The sequence below is a fragment of the Kitasatospora sp. NPDC034035 genome (assembly GCF_055575755.1).
Window position 1 is genome coordinate 24,464 of the sequence record NZ_JBVISA010000003.1, and the last position, 20,630, is coordinate 45,093.

General features: G+C 70.8%; 16 protein-coding genes. 4 read left to right on the forward strand and 12 right to left on the reverse strand.

What is annotated here, in order from left to right; all coding sequences use genetic code 11:
- The first annotated feature begins 131 nt into the window (after window positions 1-131).
- Entirely contained in the window at window positions 132-1,190 is a 1,059-nt protein-coding gene (disA, locus tag ACZ52J_RS04970; protein ID WP_360496087.1) for a DNA integrity scanning diadenylate cyclase DisA, read from the forward strand.
- A gap of 224 nt (window positions 1,191-1,414) precedes the next feature.
- Here the strand turns inward: disA and ACZ52J_RS04975 are convergent, their stop codons facing one another.
- Window positions 1,415-2,296, reverse strand: a complete 882-nt coding sequence (locus ACZ52J_RS04975) for a hypothetical protein (protein WP_465615923.1) — start codon at window positions 2,294-2,296, stop codon at window positions 1,415-1,417.
- Between the two features lie 237 nt (window positions 2,297-2,533).
- Here ACZ52J_RS04975 and ACZ52J_RS04980 point away from each other — a divergent pair, with 237 nt between their 5' ends.
- A complete protein-coding gene (locus ACZ52J_RS04980; RefSeq protein WP_465615925.1) occupies window positions 2,534-3,460 on the forward strand; it encodes an HhH-GPD family protein in 927 nt (308 codons plus the stop codon).
- Window positions 3,461-3,523: 63 nt separating this feature from the next.
- Here the strand turns inward: ACZ52J_RS04980 and ACZ52J_RS04985 are convergent, their stop codons facing one another.
- Entirely contained in the window at window positions 3,524-5,119 is a 1,596-nt protein-coding gene (locus tag ACZ52J_RS04985; protein ID WP_465615927.1) for an MDR family MFS transporter, read from the reverse strand.
- Window positions 5,120-5,344: 225 nt separating this feature from the next.
- Here ACZ52J_RS04985 and ACZ52J_RS04990 point away from each other — a divergent pair, with 225 nt between their 5' ends.
- Window positions 5,345-6,040, forward strand: coding sequence for a TetR/AcrR family transcriptional regulator (locus tag ACZ52J_RS04990; protein ID WP_465615929.1), 696 nt, complete (start codon window positions 5,345-5,347; stop codon window positions 6,038-6,040).
- A gap of 10 nt (window positions 6,041-6,050) precedes the next feature.
- On the opposite strand, the gene ACZ52J_RS04995 is transcribed toward ACZ52J_RS04990, so the two are convergent.
- Window positions 6,051-6,977, reverse strand: a complete 927-nt coding sequence (locus tag ACZ52J_RS04995; protein WP_465615931.1) for a M23 family metallopeptidase — start codon at window positions 6,975-6,977, stop codon at window positions 6,051-6,053.
- Window positions 6,978-7,335: 358 nt separating this feature from the next.
- Between ACZ52J_RS04995 and ACZ52J_RS05000 the strand changes: the two genes are divergently transcribed.
- A complete protein-coding gene (locus ACZ52J_RS05000; RefSeq protein ID WP_465615933.1) occupies window positions 7,336-8,529 on the forward strand; it encodes a threonine aldolase family protein in 1,194 nt (397 codons plus the stop codon).
- A gap of 161 nt (window positions 8,530-8,690) precedes the next feature.
- Here ACZ52J_RS05000 and ACZ52J_RS05005 read toward each other — a convergent pair whose 3' ends face one another.
- From ACZ52J_RS05005 to nadC, 9 genes are all read right to left on the reverse strand, one after another.
- Window positions 8,691-11,039 (reverse strand): immune inhibitor A domain-containing protein, encoded by a 2,349-nt coding sequence (locus ACZ52J_RS05005; RefSeq protein ID WP_465615935.1) that lies wholly within the window; start codon window positions 11,037-11,039, stop codon window positions 8,691-8,693.
- Between the two features lie 343 nt (window positions 11,040-11,382).
- Window positions 11,383-13,902 (reverse strand): ATP-dependent Clp protease ATP-binding subunit, encoded by a 2,520-nt coding sequence (locus ACZ52J_RS05010; protein WP_360495749.1) that lies wholly within the window; start codon window positions 13,900-13,902, stop codon window positions 11,383-11,385.
- Window positions 13,903-14,564: 662 nt separating this feature from the next.
- Window positions 14,565-14,915: a histone-like nucleoid-structuring protein Lsr2 gene (locus ACZ52J_RS05015; protein WP_360495746.1), complete on the reverse strand. Its 351-nt coding sequence runs from the start codon at window positions 14,913-14,915 to the stop codon at window positions 14,565-14,567.
- Window positions 14,916-15,006: 91 nt separating this feature from the next.
- Window positions 15,007-15,543: an amino-acid N-acetyltransferase gene (locus tag ACZ52J_RS05020; protein ID WP_465615938.1), complete on the reverse strand. Its 537-nt coding sequence runs from the start codon at window positions 15,541-15,543 to the stop codon at window positions 15,007-15,009.
- A gap of 9 nt (window positions 15,544-15,552) precedes the next feature.
- The gene (locus ACZ52J_RS05025; protein ID WP_465615940.1) at window positions 15,553-16,035 is read right to left on the reverse strand and encodes a BlaI/MecI/CopY family transcriptional regulator; all 483 of its coding nucleotides are present in this window, start codon (window positions 16,033-16,035) and stop codon (window positions 15,553-15,555) included.
- A gap of 258 nt (window positions 16,036-16,293) precedes the next feature.
- Complete coding sequence (gene lysX / locus ACZ52J_RS05030) at window positions 16,294-17,850, reverse strand: bifunctional lysylphosphatidylglycerol synthetase/lysine--tRNA ligase LysX (protein ID WP_360495738.1); 1,557 nt, start codon at window positions 17,848-17,850, stop codon at window positions 16,294-16,296.
- A gap of 143 nt (window positions 17,851-17,993) precedes the next feature.
- Complete coding sequence (locus ACZ52J_RS05035; protein ID WP_465615942.1) at window positions 17,994-18,743, reverse strand: hypothetical protein; 750 nt, start codon at window positions 18,741-18,743, stop codon at window positions 17,994-17,996.
- 83 nt (window positions 18,744-18,826) lie between these two features.
- Window positions 18,827-19,612 (reverse strand): type III pantothenate kinase, encoded by a 786-nt coding sequence (locus ACZ52J_RS05040; RefSeq protein WP_360495734.1) that lies wholly within the window; start codon window positions 19,610-19,612, stop codon window positions 18,827-18,829.
- Between the two features lie 46 nt (window positions 19,613-19,658).
- Window positions 19,659-20,627: a carboxylating nicotinate-nucleotide diphosphorylase gene (nadC, locus tag ACZ52J_RS05045; protein WP_360495731.1), complete on the reverse strand. Its 969-nt coding sequence runs from the start codon at window positions 20,625-20,627 to the stop codon at window positions 19,659-19,661.
- Window positions 20,628-20,630: the final 3 nt, after the last annotated feature.

Sequence of the window (20,630 nt, forward strand, 5' to 3'; positions counted from 1 at the left end):
GGTACTGAGCGACAGAGCAACAGACCGCGGACCGTCGCACGGCGCGAGGCGCGCGGCACGGGGTCGACCGGAGGAGTCACGTGGCAGCCAGCGACCGGGGGGCGGACAAGGCCTCCCGTGAGGAGGCCCTGCTGCGTGCCTCCCTCACCGCCATCGCGCCCGGCACGGCGTTGCGTGACGGCCTGGAGCGGGTCCTGCGGGCCAACACCGGTGGCCTGATCGTGCTGGGTTTCGACAGGACCGTCGAGCCCCTCTGCACCGGTGGCTTCGTCCTGGACGTCGAGTTCACCGCCACCCGGCTGCGCGAGCTGTGCAAGCTCGACGGCGCGGTGGTGCTCGACAAGGACATCACCAAGATCGTCCGGGCCGGCGTGCACCTGATGCCGGACTCGACCATCCCGACCGACGAGACCGGTACCCGCCACCGCACCGCCGAGCGGGTCAACCGGCAGACCGGCTACCCGGTGGTCGCGGTCTCGCACTCGATGCGGCTGATCGCGATGTACGTCAACGGCACCCGCCGGGTGCTGGAGGACTCCACCACCGTGCTGTCCCGCGCCAACCAGGCGCTGGCCACCCTGGAGCGCTACAAGCTGCGCCTGGACGAGGTGGCCGGCACGCTCTCCGCGCTGGAGATCGAGGACCTGGTGACGGTCCGGGACGTGACGGCCGTGGCCCAGCGCCTGGAGATGGTCCGGCTGATCGCCACGGAGATCGCCGGCTACGTGCTGGAGCTCGGCATCGACGGCCGTCTGCTCTCGCTGCAGCTGGACGAGCTGATCGCGGGCGTGGAGCCGGAGCGCGAACTGGTCGCCCGGGACTACTTCCCGGAGCGGGCCGCCAAGAAGGGCCGGACGGTCAACGAGGTGCTGGCCGACCTGGAGGCGCTCACCCACGCCGAGCTGCTGGACCTGCAGACCGTCGCCAAGGCGCTCGGCTACTCGGGTACGCCGGAGTCGCTGGACTCCGCCGTCTCGCCGCGCGGCTACCGCCTGCTGGCGAAGATCCCGCGGCTGCCCAACACGGTGATAGAGCGCCTGGTCGAGCACTTCGGCGGCCTGCAGAAGCTGCTCGCCGCGAGCATCGACGACCTGCAGACGGTCGAGGGCGTCGGCGAGACCCGGGCCCGTTCGGTCCGCGAGGGCCTGTCCCGCCTTGCCGAATCGTCCATCCTGGAGCGCTACGTCTGACCCGACGCGCGAACGGCGGACGGCCCCCGGGGGAAACGCTTCCCCCGGGGGCCGTCCCGCGTCCCGGCCCGGTGCCCTTGCCGCAAGCCTGAGAGCCGGCAAGCCCGAAGGAGCCCGTAAGCCCGAAGCCCGAAGCCCGAAGCCCGAAAGAATTGGAAGAGCCCGGAACGCCGGAGCCCCCGGCCGCGCGGCGACCGGGGGGCTCCGAGGGAGTCGACCGTCCCTCAGTTGTCCAGCCGGATCGAGGCCCGCGCCGAGACCTTGTCCCCGGAGAGCCCGGTGAGCTCGGCGAGCACCACGTAGGTGCCGTTCGCCGGCGGCGCCGCGTCCGCGGTCGCGCACTGGGGCTTGCTGCGGCTGCGGTCCCAGGTGAAGGTCTCGGTCTGGCTGCCGTTCGCGGCCAGCTGCACCCAGATGCTGCCCTTGTCGGCCGGGCAGTCGCCGGAGGACCAGACCCGGTCGCCGTTGCTGGCGCTCACGGTGATCGCGGAGGCGACCCGGCCCAGGTCCACCCGGCAGTTGGCGCCGGAGGAGTTCTTGACCGTCAGGGCGAGCCGCGGCTTGTCCTTGGGCTGGTACGAGTTCTGGGCGCCGGCCAGTTCCAGGGCGACCTGCGAGGAGGCGCAGACCGGAAGTGCCATGACCTCGGGGGTGTTGAACGCCGGGGCGCCGCCGGAGCCGCCTGCCGCACCGCCGCCGGAGCCGCCCGCCGCGCCGCCACCGGTGCCGCCGGCCCCACCGCCCGTGCCGCCGGAACCGCCTGCGGGGGCCGGGTTGGCTCCGCCGGTGCCGCCGCCGCTGAGGTTGACCTCGGTGCCGCCGCTGCCCGCCACCGGGCCGCCGGCGGGGTTGCCCGATCCGCCGGGGCGCGCCGCGGGGCCGCTCGGCGAGGCGCCGGGCGTGATGGCCTGGGCCGGAGTCTGGTTCTGGGACGGAACGGCCTGGGCGGCCTTGCTCGGTGAGCCGCCGTCACCGCCCCCGCCCTGATCGGTCATCAGCCAGGCGATCAGGGCGATGACCGCCGCGACGGCGGCGAGCACGACGACGCGCCGACGCCAGTAGATCGAGGCCGGCAGCGGTCCCACGGGTTGACGCAGAGAGGGCACGATCAAACTCTACGAGACTGTGTGTGGCGTTTGACTCACCAACACCGCACAGTCGTCCCTTCCTTCACATGATCCGCCATTTGATCCGTTCGAGGGAGCCCCGGAGGGCTGATTTCCGGGAAATCCTCCGGGGGATCCGGAGTAATTTCCTCCGCTTCGACGCCGCTTCTCCTCCACGTCGACTCCGTCCCGACTCCACTTCGACCGGGTCGGCGGGCATGGGAGGATCGAAGGGCCATGACTGCCATCACCGCCACCGCTGCCGCCACCGAAGCCGCCCGGCTCCCGATGCCCCTGCCGCTGTTCCACTCGACCGTCCTGGACTGGTACGAGGCGACCAAGCGCGATCTGCCCTGGCGGACCCCCGACGCGACGCCCTGGGCGGTCATGGTGAGCGAGTTCATGCTCCAGCAGACCCCCGTCAAGCGCGTGCTGCCCGCCTGGGAGGCCTGGCTGACCCGCTGGCCGACCCCGGCCGACCTCGCCGCCGAGGCGCCCGGCGAGGCGGTCCGGATGTGGGGTCGACTGGGCTACCCGCGCCGCGCGCTGCGGTTGCACGCGGCCGCGGTGTCGATCACCGAGGAGCACGGCGGCGAGGTCCCGGACGACCACGCCACCTTGCTCTCGCTGCCCGGCGTGGGGGAGTACACCGCCGCCGCGGTCGCGTCCTTCGCCTTCCGCCAGCGGCACGTGGTGCTGGACACCAACGTGCGCCGGGTGTTCGCCCGCGCGGTGACCGGCGTCGAGTACCCGGCCCAGGCCACCACCGCCGCCGAGCGCCGCACCGCCACCACGCTGCTGCCCGACGACGCCGAGACCGCCGCCACCTGGGCGGTCGGCGTGATGGAGCTGGGCGCGCTGGTCTGCACCGCGCGCGGCCCGGAGTGCGGGGAGTGTCCGCTGTTCGCCGGCTGTGCCTGGCAGCGGGCCGGCCGCCCGCCGTACGAGGGCCCGGCCCGGCGCGGCCAGTCCTACGAGGGGACGGACCGCCAGGTGCGCGGCAAGCTGCTCGCGGTGCTGCGCGACGCGCACGGCGAGGTCGAGCAGGCCCGGCTGGACGCGGTCTGGCCGGACGCCGTGCAGCGGGCCCGGGCCCTGGACGGCCTGGTCGCGGACGGTCTGGTCGAGCCCGTCGAGCAGGGCGTCTACCGACTTCCCCAGTAGGCGCCGGAACGCGACGGCGCCCCGGGAGCGGAACTCCCGGGGCGCCGTTCGAAGCGGGGGCGGTCAGACGGCCGCCGCCTCCAGCGAGGCCTCGGCCGGCTTCTCGCCCTTGCCCGCCCCGCGCAGCGGCACCTCGCGCAGGAACAGCGCGGCGGCGATCGAGATCACGGCGACCCCGGCACCCACCAGGAAGACGGTGTGCATGCCGTTGGACACCGCGTGGTGGTAGGCGTCCTGGATGTTCTCGGGGAGCTTGCGCAGGGCGGCCGGGCTCATCTGGCCCGGGTCCTTCACGCCACCGCCCGCCGCGGCCTGCTCGCCGAGCTTCTCCTTCATGGTGTCGGTCACCCGGTTGTTGAACAGCGCGCCGAACAGCGCGACACCGAAGGAGCCGCCGATGGTGCGGAACAGGGTGGCGGTGGAGCTGGCCACGCCCATGTCCTTGAGCTCGACGCTGTTCTGCGCGACCAGCATGGTGATCTGCATCAGGAAGCCCATGCCGGCGCCGAGCACGATCATCCAGCAGGCCGAGGTGAAGCTGCTGGTCCCGGTGCCCATGGTGGAGAGCAGGACCAGGCCGCCGGTCATCACGATCGTGCCGATGATCGGGTAGATCCGGTACTTGCCGGTCTTGGTCACCGCCTGGCCGACCACCAGCGAGATCACCAGCATGCCGAACATCATCGGCATCAGCAGCAGGCCGGAGTTGGTCGCCGAGGCGCCCTGGACGACCTGCTGGTAGAGCGGCAGGAAGACGGTCGAGCCGAACATCACGAAGCCGACGATGAAGCCGATGATCGAGACCAGGGTGAAGTTCAGGTTCTTGAAGAGGCTCAGCGGCAGCATCGGCTCCTCGACCCGCTGCTCCACGTAGCAGAAGGCGATCAGCGAGGCGGCGGCGAGCGCGGCCAGGCCGAGGATCTGCTTGGAGCCCCAGGCGTACTGCTGGCCGCCCCAGGTGGTGATCAGCACGAGCGAGGTGATGCCGGTGGTGAGCAGGATCGCGCCGAGGTAGTCGATCTTGGCGGTGCTGCGGACCTTCGGCAGCTTCAGGGTGACGATGACCACGGCGAGCGCGACCACACCGAGCGGCAGGTTGATGTAGAAGGTCCAGTGCCAGCTCAGGTGGTCGGTGATGAAGCCGCCGACCAGCGGGCCGCCGATGGTGGCGAGGGCCATCACCGCGGCGAACATGCCCTGGTACTTGCCGCGGTCGCGCGGCGGGACCAGCGCGCCCATGATCGACATGACGCCGACCATCAGACCGCCGGCGCCCAGGCCCTGCACGGCGCGGAAGCCGATCAGCTCGTTCATGTTCTGCGACAGGCCGGACAGCGCCGACCCCACCAGGAAGATCACGATCGAGGTGAGGAAGGTGCCCTTGCGGCCGTACATGTCGCCGAGCTTGCCCCAGATCGGGGTCGAGGCGGCGGTGGCCAGGGTGTACGCGGTGACCACCCAGGACAGGTGCTCGGCGCCGCCGAGATCGCCGACGATGGTCGGCATCGCGGTACCGACGATCAGGTTGTCGAGCATGGCGAGCAGCATGGTGACGACCAGGCCGATCATCACGAGGCGGATCTCGCGGGGCGACCGCGGCTGCTCCTCCTCGGCCGTCTTGTCCTCCGGTACCGGGCCGGCGGTCTTGGACTGTGACATGAGGTGGTGTCTCCCGGAGGGGTGGTTCGGACGGAGCGTCGGGCCGTGCGGCGGCTCACTTACTTGTCGCCCGGCTAGTTTTATCGATCGTCGGCACGGTAAGTTGTTTACTAGCCGGTCGTCAAGCCAGTTTTCGAACCGGCCACCTGGGCAGGGAGAATGGTGCCCGGGGCGGACGCCACCCGGGAGTCCGCAGCAGTCACCGACGCAGTCATGAGGCAGGCCATGGGCACTCCGCACAGCCCCCGCAGCGACACCCGGGCTCGCATCATCGAGGTGTCACTGGAGCTCTTCTCCGAGCATGGCTACGAGCAGACCTCACTGCGCGAGATCGCCGACCGCCTGAGTGTGACCAAGGCCGCCCTCTACTACCACTTCAAGACCAAGGACGACATCGTCCTGGGCATCGTCGAGCGGATGGCCGCGCCGATCGACGAGACCATCGAGTGGGGTCGCAAGCAGTCCTGGAGCCCGGAGATGCGGGACGAGCTGATCCGCCGCTTCGCGGACGGGATGGCCGAGCGGGCCCCGCTGCTGCGCTTCTTCCACGAGAACCAGCCCGCGCTGCGGGAGTCCCCGGCCGGGCTGGCCTTCCGGGACCGCATGGTCACCATGATCCAGCTGGTGCACGGGCCGGAGGCGGACTTCCCGGACCGGCTGCGGGCCGCGATGGCACTGTTCACCGTCCACTCGGCGCTGTTCCTGCTCAAGCAGGACAACGCCCCGGACTGCGCTCACGCCGAGAACGTCTGGGGCGAGCCGCTGGAGACGGCGGCCACGCTGGACGAGGCGATCGGCGCGGCCCGGGACGTCGCGCTGGAGATCGGCGGCCGGATCAGTCACCCGGCACCGGCCGCCCCGGCCCCCGTCCCCGCGCCTGCCCCGGCACCGCCCGCACCCGCGCCGGAGCCCGTCCGCTAGTGGCGGGCGGTCAGAAGTCCGTGACGCCGTGCCCCGCGAGGTACGCGAGCGGATTGACCACCGCGCCGTAGCGGTTGCTGGTGCGGATCTCGAAGTGCAGGTGCGGCCCGGTCGAGTTGCCGGTGCTCCCGGACAGCCCGATCCGCTGGCCGGCCGACACCTGCTGGCCCGCCGAGACCGCGAGCGAGGACAGGTGCGCGTACTGCGCGAAGTGCCCGTCCGCGAGCCGCAGGACGACCTCCTTGCCGTACGCGCCGTCCCAACCGGCCGACACCACGGTCGCGTTGCCGACCGCCAGCAGCGGCGTGCCCGGGGAGACCGCGAAGTCCACCCCGGTGTGGTACCCGGCCGCGTACCCGCGGTTGGCCACCCCGTACGGGTTGCTGGTCGGCGCGTTCGGCACCGGCGCCGACCACTCGGGTGCGGGTGCGGCCGCGGGTGCGGCCTCGGGTTCGGGCGCCGGCGCGGCGGCGGGCTCCGGCTCCGCGGCCGGGGCGGGCGGCTCGAGCGGCAGCAGGTTGACCGCCACCGCCACGAACTGCTGGGCCGTGTCGCCGTCCTCGGGCAGCTTGTACGGGCTGGGCCCGGCCACCTGGACCAGCCCCGCGTTGGGCACCTCCGCCCGCGGGGCGGTGAAGGCCGAGCTGCCCGGCGTGGTGGGCAGTACGGTCTGCGCCGAGGCGCTGCCGGGCGCGGCCACCAGCAGCACGCCGGCGAGCAGTGTGGCGGCCGCCCCGACCGAGATCAGCGCGTGGTCGTGCTCGGCCCGCTGACGGCTGCCCGGCAGGGTGGTGTGCCGGGGCGTGGCGAGCGTGCGCAGCGGAGCGGCGTGGGTGCGGACGGCGTGGCCGAGTCGGGGCTGCCAGGCCGCCGCCTGGGCCGCCGTTCGGGCGGCGAGCCGGCGCAGGGCCGGCCCCACGGGCGGGACGGTGGACATCGGTGGCCGTACCTCACGGGTTGTACGAGGGCAGCACGAGAGACCCGTTCGGGCGCGTGCTGAGCGGGGGACCACTCAGGTGTAACCGCCACCGAACGGACTCCCAAACCGTGTGACGTACTACCGCGTGTAGTCGGCGTGGCGCCGGATGTTCGAACCGACGGGGTGACGATCATGAGATCCGGTCGCCCACCGCCGCTTCGGGGTGGCTCGCGGGCCCGACCCGACCCACTACTACCCTCGGTCGTACCGGGCCGGAGGCCTGTGACCAGGCCCACGCGCGGCCGGGGTTTGACGGGCTCGGACCGCTTCCGTCCGCACCGCTGACCGGCCCGGCCCGCTGCGGGACCATCGACCCATGTATGGCAACAGGAGCGAAGACCCCGACGCCAGTGACCGCCAGAACCCGGCGGACCGCCGCTTCGCCGCCCTGCGCGGCTGCGAGCGCATCCTGTCCGGCGCCCGGCCACAGACCATCCGCGAACGCCTCGCCGCCCTGGCCGACCCGCTGTCGGAGGCGGCCGGGGCCGCCCCCGGCCTGGACCGCCGGCCGGACCAGTACGGGGACGGCGTGGTCCGCGCCCTGGAACTCCGGGTCGCCGGGCTGCTCGGCACCGAGGACGCGGCCTTCTTCCCGACCGGCACGATGGCCCAGCAGATCGCCCTGCGGATCCACGCCGAGGCCGCCGGGCTGCCCACCGTCGCCACCCACCCGCTGGCCCACACCGACCGGCACGAACGGCACGCGCTCGGCGTCCTCACCGGTCTGCGCAGCGTCTGGCCGACCACCGCGCCGCGCCAGCCCACCGCCGCGGAGCTGCGCGCCCTGGACGAGCCGTACGCCGCGCTGAGCCTGGAACTGCCGCTACGCGACGCCGGGTTCGTGCTGCCCGACTGGGAGCGGCTGCGGGCCCTGGCCGCGGTGGTGCGGGAAGAGCACGGTGCGGCGCTGCACCTGGACGGCGCCCGGATCTGGGAGTCCGCCGTCGCCCTCGGCCGTCCGCTGCCGGAGGTCGTCGCCCTGGCCGACTCCGTCTACGTCTCCTTCTACAAGACGCTCGGCGGGATCAGCGGCGCCGCGCTGGCCGGTCCGGCCGGCTTCGTCCGGACCGCCAGGGCCTGGCGGCACCGTTACGGCGGGCAGCTCTTCCAGCAGTGGCCGTTCGCGCTGGCCGCGTTGGCCGGGCTGGAGCGCGAACTGCCGCTGCTGGAACGGTACGTGTCGCACGCCCGGACGGTCGCCGAGGCGCTGGCCCGGGCCTTCGCCGCCGTCCCCGGTGCCCAGGTGCACCCGGCCCCGCCGCACACCCACCAGTTCCGGCTCTGGTTGCCGTACCCGGCCGAGGAGTTGGAGGAGGTCTCGCTGGCGCTGGCCGAGGAGACCGGGATCGGGCTGTTCGGCGCCTGGCGCGAGCGCGAGCTGCCGGGCCTGGCGATGACCGAGGTCACGGTCGCCTCACCCGCCCTGGACTGGACGGGCACCGACGTCGAGGTGGCGGCGGCCGCCTTCCTGGACCGGTTGCCCGCCGTCCACAAGGCCGACAGCACCTGACCGACAGCACCTGACCGGCAGGGCCTGACCGACGGACCGACAGGGCCCGGTAACCGGCAGGGCCCGGCAAAGCGTCCGGCCCGCCCCCGCGCGATGCGGGGACGGGCCGGACGTGGAGTTGTCAGAGCTGCCTGGTCACAGGCTGATCGCTACGGGCTCGATCAGTTGTCGACCGGACGGACCCGGATCCAGGTCTCCAGGTAGTTCGAGGACTCGTTCTCGACCTCGATGCTGGTGCCGGTCTTCGGCACGTCCACACCGCTGTACGGGTTGTCCTTGGACCACCACGACTTCAGGTCGTTGAACTCGTCGACGCCCTTCGCCTTCGGGATGACGGTCTCGACGCCGGCCTTGTGCAGGGTCAGCGCGGGGACGCGGCGCGAGCCGAAGGTGGAGTCGGCGCCCTGCACGCGCGGACGCATCAGGCTGCCATCGCTCCACTTGACCGGGGTCGGGTGCGAGTCGACCGGCAGGACCAGGCCGTGGCCCGGGTGGGCGCTGACGTTGTTGTCGGTCTGCGACGCGTCCCAGTACCAGATCAGCAGACCGGGCTGGTACGCGTAGTGCTCGACCCAGCCCGGCTTGTCGGCGAAGCCGAAGTTGTACGGGCCGGTCTTCAGCGTCTGGTCGAACGACACGTACTGCTTGTTCTCCGCGATGTAGTACTGCGCGTAGTCCTTGGTGTACGAGCCGCCGAAGCGGGTGAAGCCGGTGGCGGCCCAGCCGTTGACACCGTTCTCCACGTCGTCGCTGAACACGGTGGCGCCGTCGGCGGTCACCGAGACGTTGTCCACCGCGAAGCCGCGGTAGTGCAGGCCGCCGTCAGTGGTGTTGTGGTAGCGGAACTGGACCTTCTGGCCGGCGTAGGCGTCCAGGTTGAAGGACAGGTCGCCCCAGGCGGCGGCGAGGCCGTTGACGGCCGGGCGGCCGTTCTCCTTGGGGAGCGGGGCGCCGTTCCAGGTGCCGTCCACGACGGTCCAGGTCTTGCCACCGTCGGTGGAGACCTCGCCGAAGGCGTAGTCGAAGTCCGGCTCCAGCTCGTACCAGGCCTTGGCGTTGATGCTGGCCTTGGTCTTGCCGGTCAGGTCGAGCTCACGGGTGAGCGTGACGTTGAGGTTGTCGGCGCTGCCGCTCCACCACTCGTTGCCGCCCGCGAACGGCTTGTTGATGTCGGTGGTGATGCTCTTCTTCGGCAGGTCGACGAGGAGCGCCTGCGGCAGGTTGGTGTTGTACTCCACCGGGCCGATGTGGTGCGTCGACTCGGTGCCCGCCTTGGCGCGGTCGACCTTCAGCCAACCGAGCTGGTACTTGCTCCAGGCGTCGAGGTCGTTCGGCATGTCGCCGATGCTGTCCTTGCCCTCGCCGAGCCAGGAACCGGAGGACATCAGCGACCAGAAGCCGACCGAGTTGTCGATGCCCTTGCCGGCGGTGTCGTAGAGGTCCGGCAGACCGAGGTCGTGGCCGTACTCGTGGGCGAAGACGCCGAGGCCGCCGTTCTCCGGCTGCATCGTGTAGTCGCCGATCCAGAGGCCGGAGCTGCCGACCTGGACGCCACCGAGCTTGTTGCCCTCGGGGCCGGCCTGGCCCGTCAGGTTGCCGTAGACGTAAGAGCGGTGGGCCCACAGGGCCTTGGTGCCCTGCTTGCCGCCACCGGCCGACTTGTCCTCACCGGCGTGCACGATCTGGAAGTGGTCGATGTACCCGTCGGGCTGGTTGAAGTTCCCGTCGTGGTGCGAACCGTAGCGGTCCCACTGGTCGTACTGGGCCAGCGTCGCCTTGATCTGCGCGTCGGTCTGACCCTTGGCCAGCTGGTCCTTGTACCAGATGTCCACGGCGTCGCGGATCAGGTCCTGGGCGCTGGCGCAGACGTTGGAGCCGCAGTAGTCGGAGCCGTACCGGGCCTCGTTCCACGGCACCCGGACCCAGTCCGAGACCACGCCGTCGACCGAGTAGCGGCCCGAGGACTGCTTCTCGTAGAAGGTCTTCAGCGAGGGCTTGTCCTTGGAGAAGTACAGCTCCTGGTAGTGCTGCTGGTTGTAGTCGGCCTGCCAGGCGGTCGAGTTGTTCGTGGCGCGATCCGGCGCCGCGATCTCGTTGTGCTTGGGGCCGGCCTCGCCACCGTACTTGACCTTGCCGTCGGCGGTCTTGGTGGTGTTGTCGACCTGGTCGCCGAAGTCGACGAGGATCGTGAAGATCTTGTCCGTGCGCTCGCGGGCGAGCTCCACGTACTTGTCCTTGCCGAGCTTCACGCTGGTGCTGCCGTTGTGCTGCTCGACCTGGGCGGTGCCGTTGAGCACCTGCTCGGTGGCGGCCTTCTGCTCGGCCTCCACCTTCGCGGTCAACGGGCCCGGGATGTTGTGCTCGGTGTTCGACTGGACGGCATCAGCCGGGTCCTTCGGCACGGGGGCCGAGCCGGCGGCGACGGCGGTGCTCGGGAAAAGACCCGCGCCGAGCGCGACTATGACCGCCGCGGCCGTCGCGGCCGCAGCGGTTCTCCTGGTGTTCTTCAACGGTGTGACGTCCTCCCCGACCGGGGCCAGCTCTTAGCCAAAGCCCGGCAAACCAAAATGAAAGACAGGTGGACGTCATTTGATACAAGCGTGCACAAAAAAGATAGACCTTGACCATGACATGGCCACGGCGCTATGCTCCGCGACTTCCCATCAGCTGACCATCTGTCAACCGTATGTTCGTTAAACCTGCCTGAGAAATCGAGCGCATCCGTACTAACCAGCCCGGGGGCCGCCCGCTCCGGCCGGTGGTGGCACCCGCTTCGGCGGGGCGGAACGCACCGAGCCCCCGGCGCGAACGCCGGGGGCTCGGTTGCTGTGAAGTTGTCTGTTAAAAGTTGGGCTACTTCGTCAGGTCGGGACCGGACGAGGCGACCGCGGCCGGGGTGTCCGCGACGGCCGACTTCTCCTCGCCGCGGAAGGTGAACTTGGCCTCCTTGCCCTCACCCTCGACGTCGACGACGACGATGTGGCCGGCCCGCAGCTCCCCGAAGAGGATCTTCTCGGAGAGGTGGTCCTCGATCTCGCGCTGGATGGTGCGGCGCAGCGGACGGGCACCCAGGATCGGGTCGTAGCCGCGCTTGGCCAGCAGCTTCTTGGCCTCGACGCTGAGCTCGAGGTCCATGTCCTTGTCCTTGAGCCGCTCGTCCACCTTGTCGATCATGAGGTCGACGATCTGGATGATGTCTTCCTCGGACAGCTGGTGGAACACCACGATGTCGTCGACACGGTTCAGGAACTCGGGGCGGAAGTGCTGCTTGAGCTCCTCGCCGACCTTCGCCTTCATCCGCTCGTACCCGCTCTGGGTGTCACCCGTGGCCGCGAAGCCCAGGTTGAAGCCCTTGGAGATGTCCCGGGTGCCGAGGTTGGTCGTCATGATGATGACGGTGTTCTTGAAGTCGACCACGCGGCCCTGGGAGTCGGTCAGGCGACCGTCCTCCAGGATCTGCAGCAGCGAGTTGAAGATGTCCGGGTGGGCCTTCTCGACCTCGTCGAAGAGGACGACCGAGAACGGCTTGCGGCGGACCTTCTCGGTCAGCTGGCCGCCCTCCTCGTAGCCCACGTAGCCGGGCGGGGAGCCGAACAGCCGGGAGACGGTGTGCTTCTCGGAGAACTCGGACATGTCGAGCGCGATCAGCGCGTCCTCGTCGCCGAAGAGGAACTCCGCCAGCGTCTTGGACAGCTCGGTCTTACCGACGCCGGACGGGCCGGCGAAGATGAACGAACCGCCGGGGCGCTTCGGGTCCTTGAGGCCCGCACGGGTGCGTCGGATGGCCTGGGAGAGCGCCTTGATGGCGTCCTTCTGGCCGATGACGCGCTTGTGCAGCTCGTCCTCCATGCGCAGCAGACGCGAGGTCTCCTCCTCGGTCAGCTTGAAGACCGGGATGCCGGTGGCGGTGGCCAGGACCTCGGCGATGAGCTCCTCGTTGACCTCCGCGACGACGTCCATGTCGCCGGCCTTCCACTCCTTCTCGCGCTTGGCCTTGGCCTGCAGGAGCTGCTTCTCGTCGTCGCGCAGGGACGCGGCCTTCTCGAAGTCCTGCGCGTCGATCGCGCTCTCCTTCTCGCGGCGCACGTCGGCGATCTTCTCGTCGAACTCGCGCAGGTCCGGCGGCGCGGTCATCCGGCGGATGCGCATTCGGGAGCCGGCCTCGTCGATCAGGTCGATCGCCTTGTCCGGCAGGAAGCGGTCCGAGATGTACCGGTCGGCCAGGGTGGCGGCGGCGACCAGGGCGGCGTCCGTGATGGAGACCCGGTGGTGGGCCTCGTAGCGGTCGCGCAGGCCCTTGAGGATCTCGATGGTGTGCGGCAGCGAGGGCTCCGCGACCTGGATCGGCTGGAAGCGGCGCTCCAGCGCGGCGTCCTTCTCCAGGTGCTTGCGGTACTCGTCCAGGGTGGTGGCACCGATGGTCTGCAGCTCGCCGCGGGCCAGCATCGGCTTGAGGATGCTGGCGGCGTCGATGGCGCCCTCGGCGGCGCCCGCGCCGACCAGGGTGTGCAGCTCGTCGATGAACAGGATGATGTCGCCGCGGGTGCGGATCTCCTTGAGCACCTTCTTCAGGCGCTCCTCGAAGTCACCGCGGTAGCGCGAGCCGGCCACCAGGGCGCCCAGGTCCAGCGTGTAGAGCTGCTTGTCCTTGAGCGTCTCCGGGACCTCGCCCTTGACGATCGCCTGCGCCAGGCCCTCGACCACGGCGGTCTTGCCGACGCCGGGCTCACCGATCAGCACCGGGTTGTTCTTGGTGCGGCGGGACAGCACCTGCATGACCCGCTCGATCTCCTTCTCGCGCCCGATGACCGGGTCGAGCTTGGCCTCGCGGGCGGCCTGGGTGAGGTTGCGGCCGAACTGGTCCAGGACCAGCGAGGTCGACGGGGTGCCCTCGGCGGGCCCGCCGGCCGTGGCCGACTCCTTGCCGCCGCTGGTCTGGTAACCGGAGAGCAGCTGGATGACCTGCTGGCGCACCCGGTTGAGGTCGGCACCCAGCTTGACCAGGACCTGGGCGGCGACGCCCTCGCCCTCGCGGATCAGGCCGAGCAGGATGTGCTCGGTGCCGATGTAGTTGTGGCCGAGCTGCAGGGCCTCTCGGAGCGACAGCTCCAGGACCTTCTTCGCCCGGGGGGTGAAGGGAATGTGACCGGACGGGGCCTGCTGGCCCTGGCCGATGATCTCCTCGACCTGCTGGCGAACGGCCTCAAGAGAAATCCCGAGGCTCTCCAGGGCCTTGGCGGCGACGCCCTCGCCCTCGTGGATCAGACCCAGGAGGATGTGCTCGGTGCCGATGTAGTTGTGGTTGAGCATCCGGGCTTCTTCCTGAGCCAGGACGACAACCCGCCGCGCGCGGTCGGTGAACCTCTCGAACATCGTTTATCGCTCCTCAGAGCGGTCGGGCAGTTCGGGGTCCGTCCCCGCCCTGTCCTTCCGCATGCTAGTCCCGCTCAGCGGCGCGGCCCACGGATTCACTCCCCGGTAGAGGAGCGAGATGCTGCGCGACCAGCCGACACCAATCCCAACCTGATGCTGGGATTCGGTGTTCCCACTGGTGGGCCGGATGCACCGGAATCCGCTACGCCATCGGCGAACAAGCGCCGCCGGACGCGGTCGGACTCCCTCCGGCCGGTCACGCATACTGCCCCTGGACGGGCGCAGAACCCGTCCACCTGCATTCATACCCGGTATCGGGGCGGTTCTCGCGCAGTTTCCGCGGTGGCGGTGTTCGCCTGGCGAGAAGTCGGGCCGTGGTGACGGTGGTTCAACGGAGGCCCAGGTGGTCGGTACGCCATCCCGGTGGTGTCCGCGTTACCGCTTCGCCCCTACAGCGTTGCACAGCTCGTGATTGTTCCGCCGCCCGAGTCCGACCCCCGGACGTCCCCCGGGACCGGACCCGGCACCGGCGGCGCCCCGGTCGTTCGGGCACGCGCTGCGGGGCGCGGAGGAGGCTCCTCCGCGCCCCGCGCGTGTGTCGTCGACGCCGTGCACAGCCGCCGGGGCCCCGCACCCGCTCCGGCGTGCCGGCAGCGCCGGGGTCAGGCCGCGTTGGCCTTGTCGTAGGCCTCGCGGACCGTGCTCGGCACGCGGCCGCGGTCGTTGACATCCATGCCCTGCTCCTTGGCCCACGCGCGCACCTTCGCGGTGTCCGGAGCGCTGCCGGAGGGGCGCTGGGCCGTGCCGCGGCCCGGGCGGCGGGGGCCTGCGAGCCGGCCGCTCTGCTTGCGGCCCTTCTCCACGTACGGCGCCAGCAGACCGCGGAGCTTGTCCGCGTTGGCGCTCTTCAGGTCGATCTCGTAGGCAACGCCGTCGAGCGCGAACGTCACCGTCTCGTCCGCCGAACCACCGTCGAGATCGTCTTCAAGAATGACCTGCACCCTCTGTGCCACGGGCTTCCCTTTCCGCTAAACGACCCATTGCCTAAGGAAAGGAAAGCGCTTTTCTCCGGAAAACACAAACCCTTGACCCCGGCGGAGCCGCTCAGAGGTGCAGCAGCATGCGCGAGTTGCCCAGTGTGTTGGGCTTCACCCGCTCCAGGTCAAGGAACTCGGCGACGCCTTCATCGTACGAGCGGAGGAGTTCTTCATAGACATCCGTAGCGATCGCCGCCGGGTCTGTCGTACCATCATCGGTTTCCTGGAGCTCCCCGATCTCGACGAAACCGTGTTTCGCGAAGAACGCGACCTCGAACGTCAAGCAGAAAATCCGACGGACGCCGAGCCAGCGCGCCGTCTGTACCAGCTTCTCCAGCAGCAGATGCCCGATGCCGAAGCCCTGGCAGACCGGATCCACCGCGAGTGTCCGGACCTCGGCGAGGTCCTCCCACATCACGTGCAGGGCGCCGCAGGCCACCACCGCGCCGTTGTCGTCGCGTTCCGCGACCCAGAACTCCTGGACGGATTCGAACAGTGTGACAGTGGGCTTGTCCAGCAGAATGCCGTCGCGCGAGTAGGCGTCGATGAGCCTGCGTACTGCCCGCACGTCCGTGGTCCGTGCGCGGCGGATGGTGACCTCCATGGCGGGACGTTATCGCGTCGGCCCCGGCGCGGTCTCCCCGGTATGCGGTCCGCCGGTATCCGGTCCGCCGGTTTCCGCCCCGTCGGTATCCGGCCCGTCCGCCGGGGAATCGGCCCCCGGCGGATCGGCCGGGAACAGCGCGGCGACCCGCAGCGCGTCCCGGAGTGCCTCGCGTTGCTCGGGCGACATCAGGCCGAAGAAGTGCACCAGGGCGGCCGCCGGATTGTCACTGGTGGCCCAGGCGTCGTTCATCAGGGCCGCCGTGTACGCCTCACGTGAGGAGACCGGTTCATATCGATAGGCCCGGCCGACCCGCTCGCGGCGCAGCCAGCCCTTTCTGTGGAGCTTGTCCAGGACGGTCATCACCGTGGTGTACGCGATTTCGCGTTCCGACCGCAGATCCAGGAGAACCTCGCGAACCGTCACCGGTCGGTTCCACTGCCACACCCGGGTCATGATGGCGTTCTCAAGTTCGCCGAGTTGCCGGACCATAGTGCGGCCAGGATAGGGAGTGATTGGGGCAAATCTTGTGAAGTGCACCAAACCGGCGCGCCGCCACCCCGGGGAATCGGGAATGGCGGCGCGCCGGTCGTCCGGGGCCCGGAACCGTCCGGGACCCCGGGGGATCAGTCGAAGTCTTCCTTGGCCCGCTGGCTCCCGCCCTGGCTGCGGACGATGGCCCGCACCAGGAACCCGAAACCGATCGCCATGACCAGCGGCGGCACGATCGCGCTGACGTAGTCCATCAGGTCACTCCTCCTCGGTCTTCTCCGCCGTCGCGGCGGCAGCCTTCGGCTCCGGCTTCACCAGCGGGAAGAGCACGGTCTCCCGGATGTTCTTGCCGGTCAGCAGCATGATCAGGCGGTCCACGCCGAGGCCGAGGCCACCGGTCGGGGGCATCGCGTACTCCAGGGCGCGCAGGAAGTCCTCGTCCACCTGCATCGCCTCGACGTCGCCGCCGGCCGCCAGCAGGGACTGGGCGGTGAGGCGGGCGCGCTGCTCGACCGGGTCGACCAGCTCGGAGTAGGCGGTGCCGATCTCGGTACCGAAGATCACCAGGTCCCACTTCTCGGCCACGCCCGGGATCGAGCGGTGCTGGCGGGTCAGCGGGGAGACCTCGGTCGGGTAGTCCTTGATGAAGGTCGGCCGGACGGCGTTCTCCTCCAGCAGACGCTCGACCATCTCCAGGACGATCTGGCCGTGGCCCCAGTCCTTCTCGAACGGGATGCCGTGCTCGGCGGCCAGCTTGCGCAGCTCCTCGACGCCGGTCTCCGGGGTGACCTCGGCGCCCAGGCGGGCGGAGATGCCCGGGTAGACGCTGACCTCCTCCCACGGCTCGGCCAGGTCGATCTCGTGCTCGACGCCGTGGGCGTCCACGCCCTTGATCACCGTGGTGCCCAGCGCGTCCCGGGCCGCGTTGACGATCGTCTCGCGGATCAGCTCGGCCTGGGTGTCGTAGTCGCCGTAGGCCTCGTACGACTCCAGCGAGGTGAACTCCGGGTTGTGGGTGGAGTCCGCGCCCTCGTTGCGGAAGTTGCGGTTGATCTCGAAGACCTTCTCGGCGCCGCCGACCACCAGCCGCTTGAGGTACAGCTCGGGGGCGATGCGCATGTAGAGGTCGATGTCGTACGCGTTGATGTGCGTCTTGAACGGACGCGCGTTGGCGCCGCCGTGCACCGGCTGCAGCATCGGGGTCTCGACCTCGATGTAGCCGCGGTCCTCGTAGGTGCGGCGGATCGAGCGGACCACGCGGCTGCGCAGGTGCAGGATCTCGCGGGCCTCGGGGTTGACGATCAGGTCCACGTAGCGCTGGCGGACCCGAGCCTCCGGGTCGGTCAGGCCCTTGTGCTTGTCCGGCAGCGGGCGCAGGCACTTGGCGGTGAGCTCCCAGCGGTCCACCATCACGGACAGCTCGCCGCGCTTGGAGGTGATCACCTCGCCCTCGACGCCGACCTGGTCGCCGAGGTCGATGTCGGCCTTCCAGGCCGCCAGCCGCTCCGCGCCCAGCTTGTCCAGGGAGAGCATCACCTGCAGGTCGCCGGTGCCGTCGCGCAGGGTGGCGAAGCACAGCTTGCCACCGGTGCGGGAGAGGATCACCCGCCCGGTGATGCCGGCCCGCTCGCCGGTCGCGGTGTCCGGCTCCAGGTCTGGGTGCTTGGCACGCAGGTCCGCAATGGTGCTGGTGCGGGGGAATCCGACCGGGTACGGGTCGACGCCGGCCGCCCGGAGCCGGTCCAGCTTCTCGCGCCGGACGCGCATCTGCTCGGGAAGGTCGTCGGTCGCGGGAACAAGACTCTGATCGCTCACCCCACAAGGGTAGCCAGCCACACACGGTGCTCCGTGACGGGACCGGCGGGAAGCGGGCCGGGACCGGCGGGAAGGACAGGCCGGGACGCGGAAGGGGGGAGACCGCCGTCGCGGTCTCCCCCCTGCGGGGCGGGCGGGGCGGCTCAGCCGGTGCCGGTGGCGAGCTCGATCTCCTCGGGGGCCTCGTCGCCGGCCGGGGCGGGCCGGGCCGGGGGCTTGGGCCGGCGGCCGAAGAGCTCGGCCGGGGTGGGCATCCGGTGCGGGCGGGGCGGGGTGTTCGCGGCGGCGGGCTCGGCGGGCTGCTCCGGGCGGGAGTCGGTGCTGCTCATGGTGGTCCGTCCTCCTACAGGGGTGGGGTGACTGCTCGGGGGTGCGGCGGGGCTCGGTACGGCCACCAGGTGGCGCGGCTGGCCGGTGGTGAGGGCGAGGCGTTCGCGGACGGCGGCCTCGGCCAGCGCGTGGCAGCGCCCGGCCAGCCGCGAACGGCGCGACCGTTCACCGTGGCCGCAGGGCTGACGGATCAGCCCGCGCAGTGCGGTGAGGTCCTCGGGCCCGGGCAGGTACCCGTCGGACACCGCCTCCTCCAGCCGTTCCAGGTAGCCGGGCGCGCTGCCGGGCAGGGCGGAGCGGTAGCGGCCGAGGTCGGCGAGCAGGAAGGCGCGCAGTCGGCCGCCCTCCTGGACGGCCTCGTCGATCGCCTCGGTCAGACGCAGCGCGTCCTGGACGTCCTCCGCCCACAGTTCGGCGCCCGGCCCGGTGAGGGCCGGCCGGTCGGGCACCTGGAGATGGACGGGAACGGCGGGGTGCAGGGCTTGGGCGAGGGCTCGGCGCAGCACGCGGACTTCGTCGGCGCTGAAGGCCATGCCGCCGCGCGATCCGTGTGGCGTAGGCATGGGTTGACACTACGTGACGAATATCCGATTTGTCGGTAACGTCGCGCCGAACCACCCACGTTCGGCCCGACGGGGGGAGCCGGTCAGCTCGGACGGTTGCGTTCGTAGACCAGGCGCAGGCCGATGAGGGTGAGCCAGGGCTCGTGGACGTCGATGGTGGTGGCCTCGCCGAGGACGAGGGGGGCCAGGCCGCCGGTGGCGATCACCTGGACGTCGTCCGGGTCCTTGGCGAGTTCGCGGGCCATCCGGTCGACCAGGCCGTCGACCTGCCCGGCGAAGCCGTAGAGGATGCCGGACTGCATGCCCTCGACGGTGTTCTTGCCGATCACGTTGCGCGGGCGGGCCAGCTCGATCTTGCGCAGCTGGGCGCCGCGGACGCCGAGGGCCTCCACCGAGATCTCGATGCCGGGGGCGATCGCGCCGCCCACGTAGTCGCCGCGGGCGTTGACGGCGTCGAAGGTGGTCGCGGTGCCGAAGTCGACCACGATGCACGGGCCGCCGTACAGGTGGTTGGCGGCCAGGGCGTTGACGATCCGGTCGGCGCCGACCTCCTTGGGGTTGTCCATCAGGACGTGCACCCCGGTCTTCACGCCGGGCTCCACGATCACCGCGGGGACGTCGCCGTAGTAACGGCGGGTCACCTCGCGGAGCTCGTGGAGCACGGCGGGAACGGACGAGCAGATCGCCAGGCCGTCCACCGTGGCCTCCCGGGCCGCGGTGTGGTTGCCCATCAACCCCTGCAGCAGCACCGCCAGTTCATCGGCGGTGCGGCGCGGATCGGTGGAGATCCGCCAGTGTTCCACCACTTCCTCGCCGTCGAACAGGCCGAGCGTGGTCTGGGTGTTGCCGACGTCGATGGTGAGGAGCATGGGGCGCTTTCTGCGAGTCGGGACGGGTCTGCGCTGGTCCTGACGGTCAGGCGCGCAGGTCCAGGCCGATGTCCAGGATCGGCGAGGAGTGCGTGAGCGCGCCCACGGCCAGGTAGTCCACACCAGTCTGGGCGACCTCGCGCGCGTCGGCCAGGGTCAGTCCGCCGGAGGCCTCCAGCTTCGCCCGGCCGGCCACCAGCGCGACGGCCTCCTTCAGCTGCTCGACGGTGAAGTTGTCCAGCAGGATCAGGTCGGCCCCGGCCTCCAGCACCGGCGCGATCTGCTCCACCTCGTCCACCTCGACCTCGACCGGCAGCTCCGGGTACGCGGCCCGGACGGCCCGGAACGCCTCGGCCACACCGCCGGCCGCGACCACGTGGTTGTCCTTCACCAGGGCGGCGTCGGACAGCGCCATCCGGTGGTTGGCGCCGCCGCCGCAGCGCACCGCGAACTTCTCCAGCGCCCGCAGGCCCGGGGTGGTCTTGCGGGTGTCGCGGACCACCGCGCCGGTGCCCTCCAGGGCGTCCGCCCAGGCGCGGGTCGCGGTGGCGATGCCGGACAGGTGGCAGAGCAGGTTGAGCGCGCTGCGCTCGGCGGTCAGCAGGTCGCGGGTGCGGGAGCGGACCGAGAGCAGCACCTGGCCGGCCTCGACCCGGTCACCGTCCTCGACGTGCCGCTCGACCTCGAACTCCTCCTCGCAGATCAGCGAGACGACCGCCTCGGCGACCCGCAGACCGGCCACCACGCCGGCCTGACGGGCGGTGAAGTCGGCGGTGGCGACGGCGTCGGCGGGCACGGTGGCCACCGAGGTGACGTCCTCGCCGCCGGCCAGGTCCTCGGCCAGCGCCAGGGTGGCGATGTCCTCGACCTCGACCGGGTCCAGCCCGGCCTGCTCCAGCAGCTCGGCCAGCTGCGGGTCCAGGCCGGTCTCGTAGCCCTCGCCGTCCCCGCAGGCGCAGCCGTCGCCGCAGCCGCCCTGGTCGGCCAGGGGGAGTTCCTCGTGGGAGTGGGTCATGGT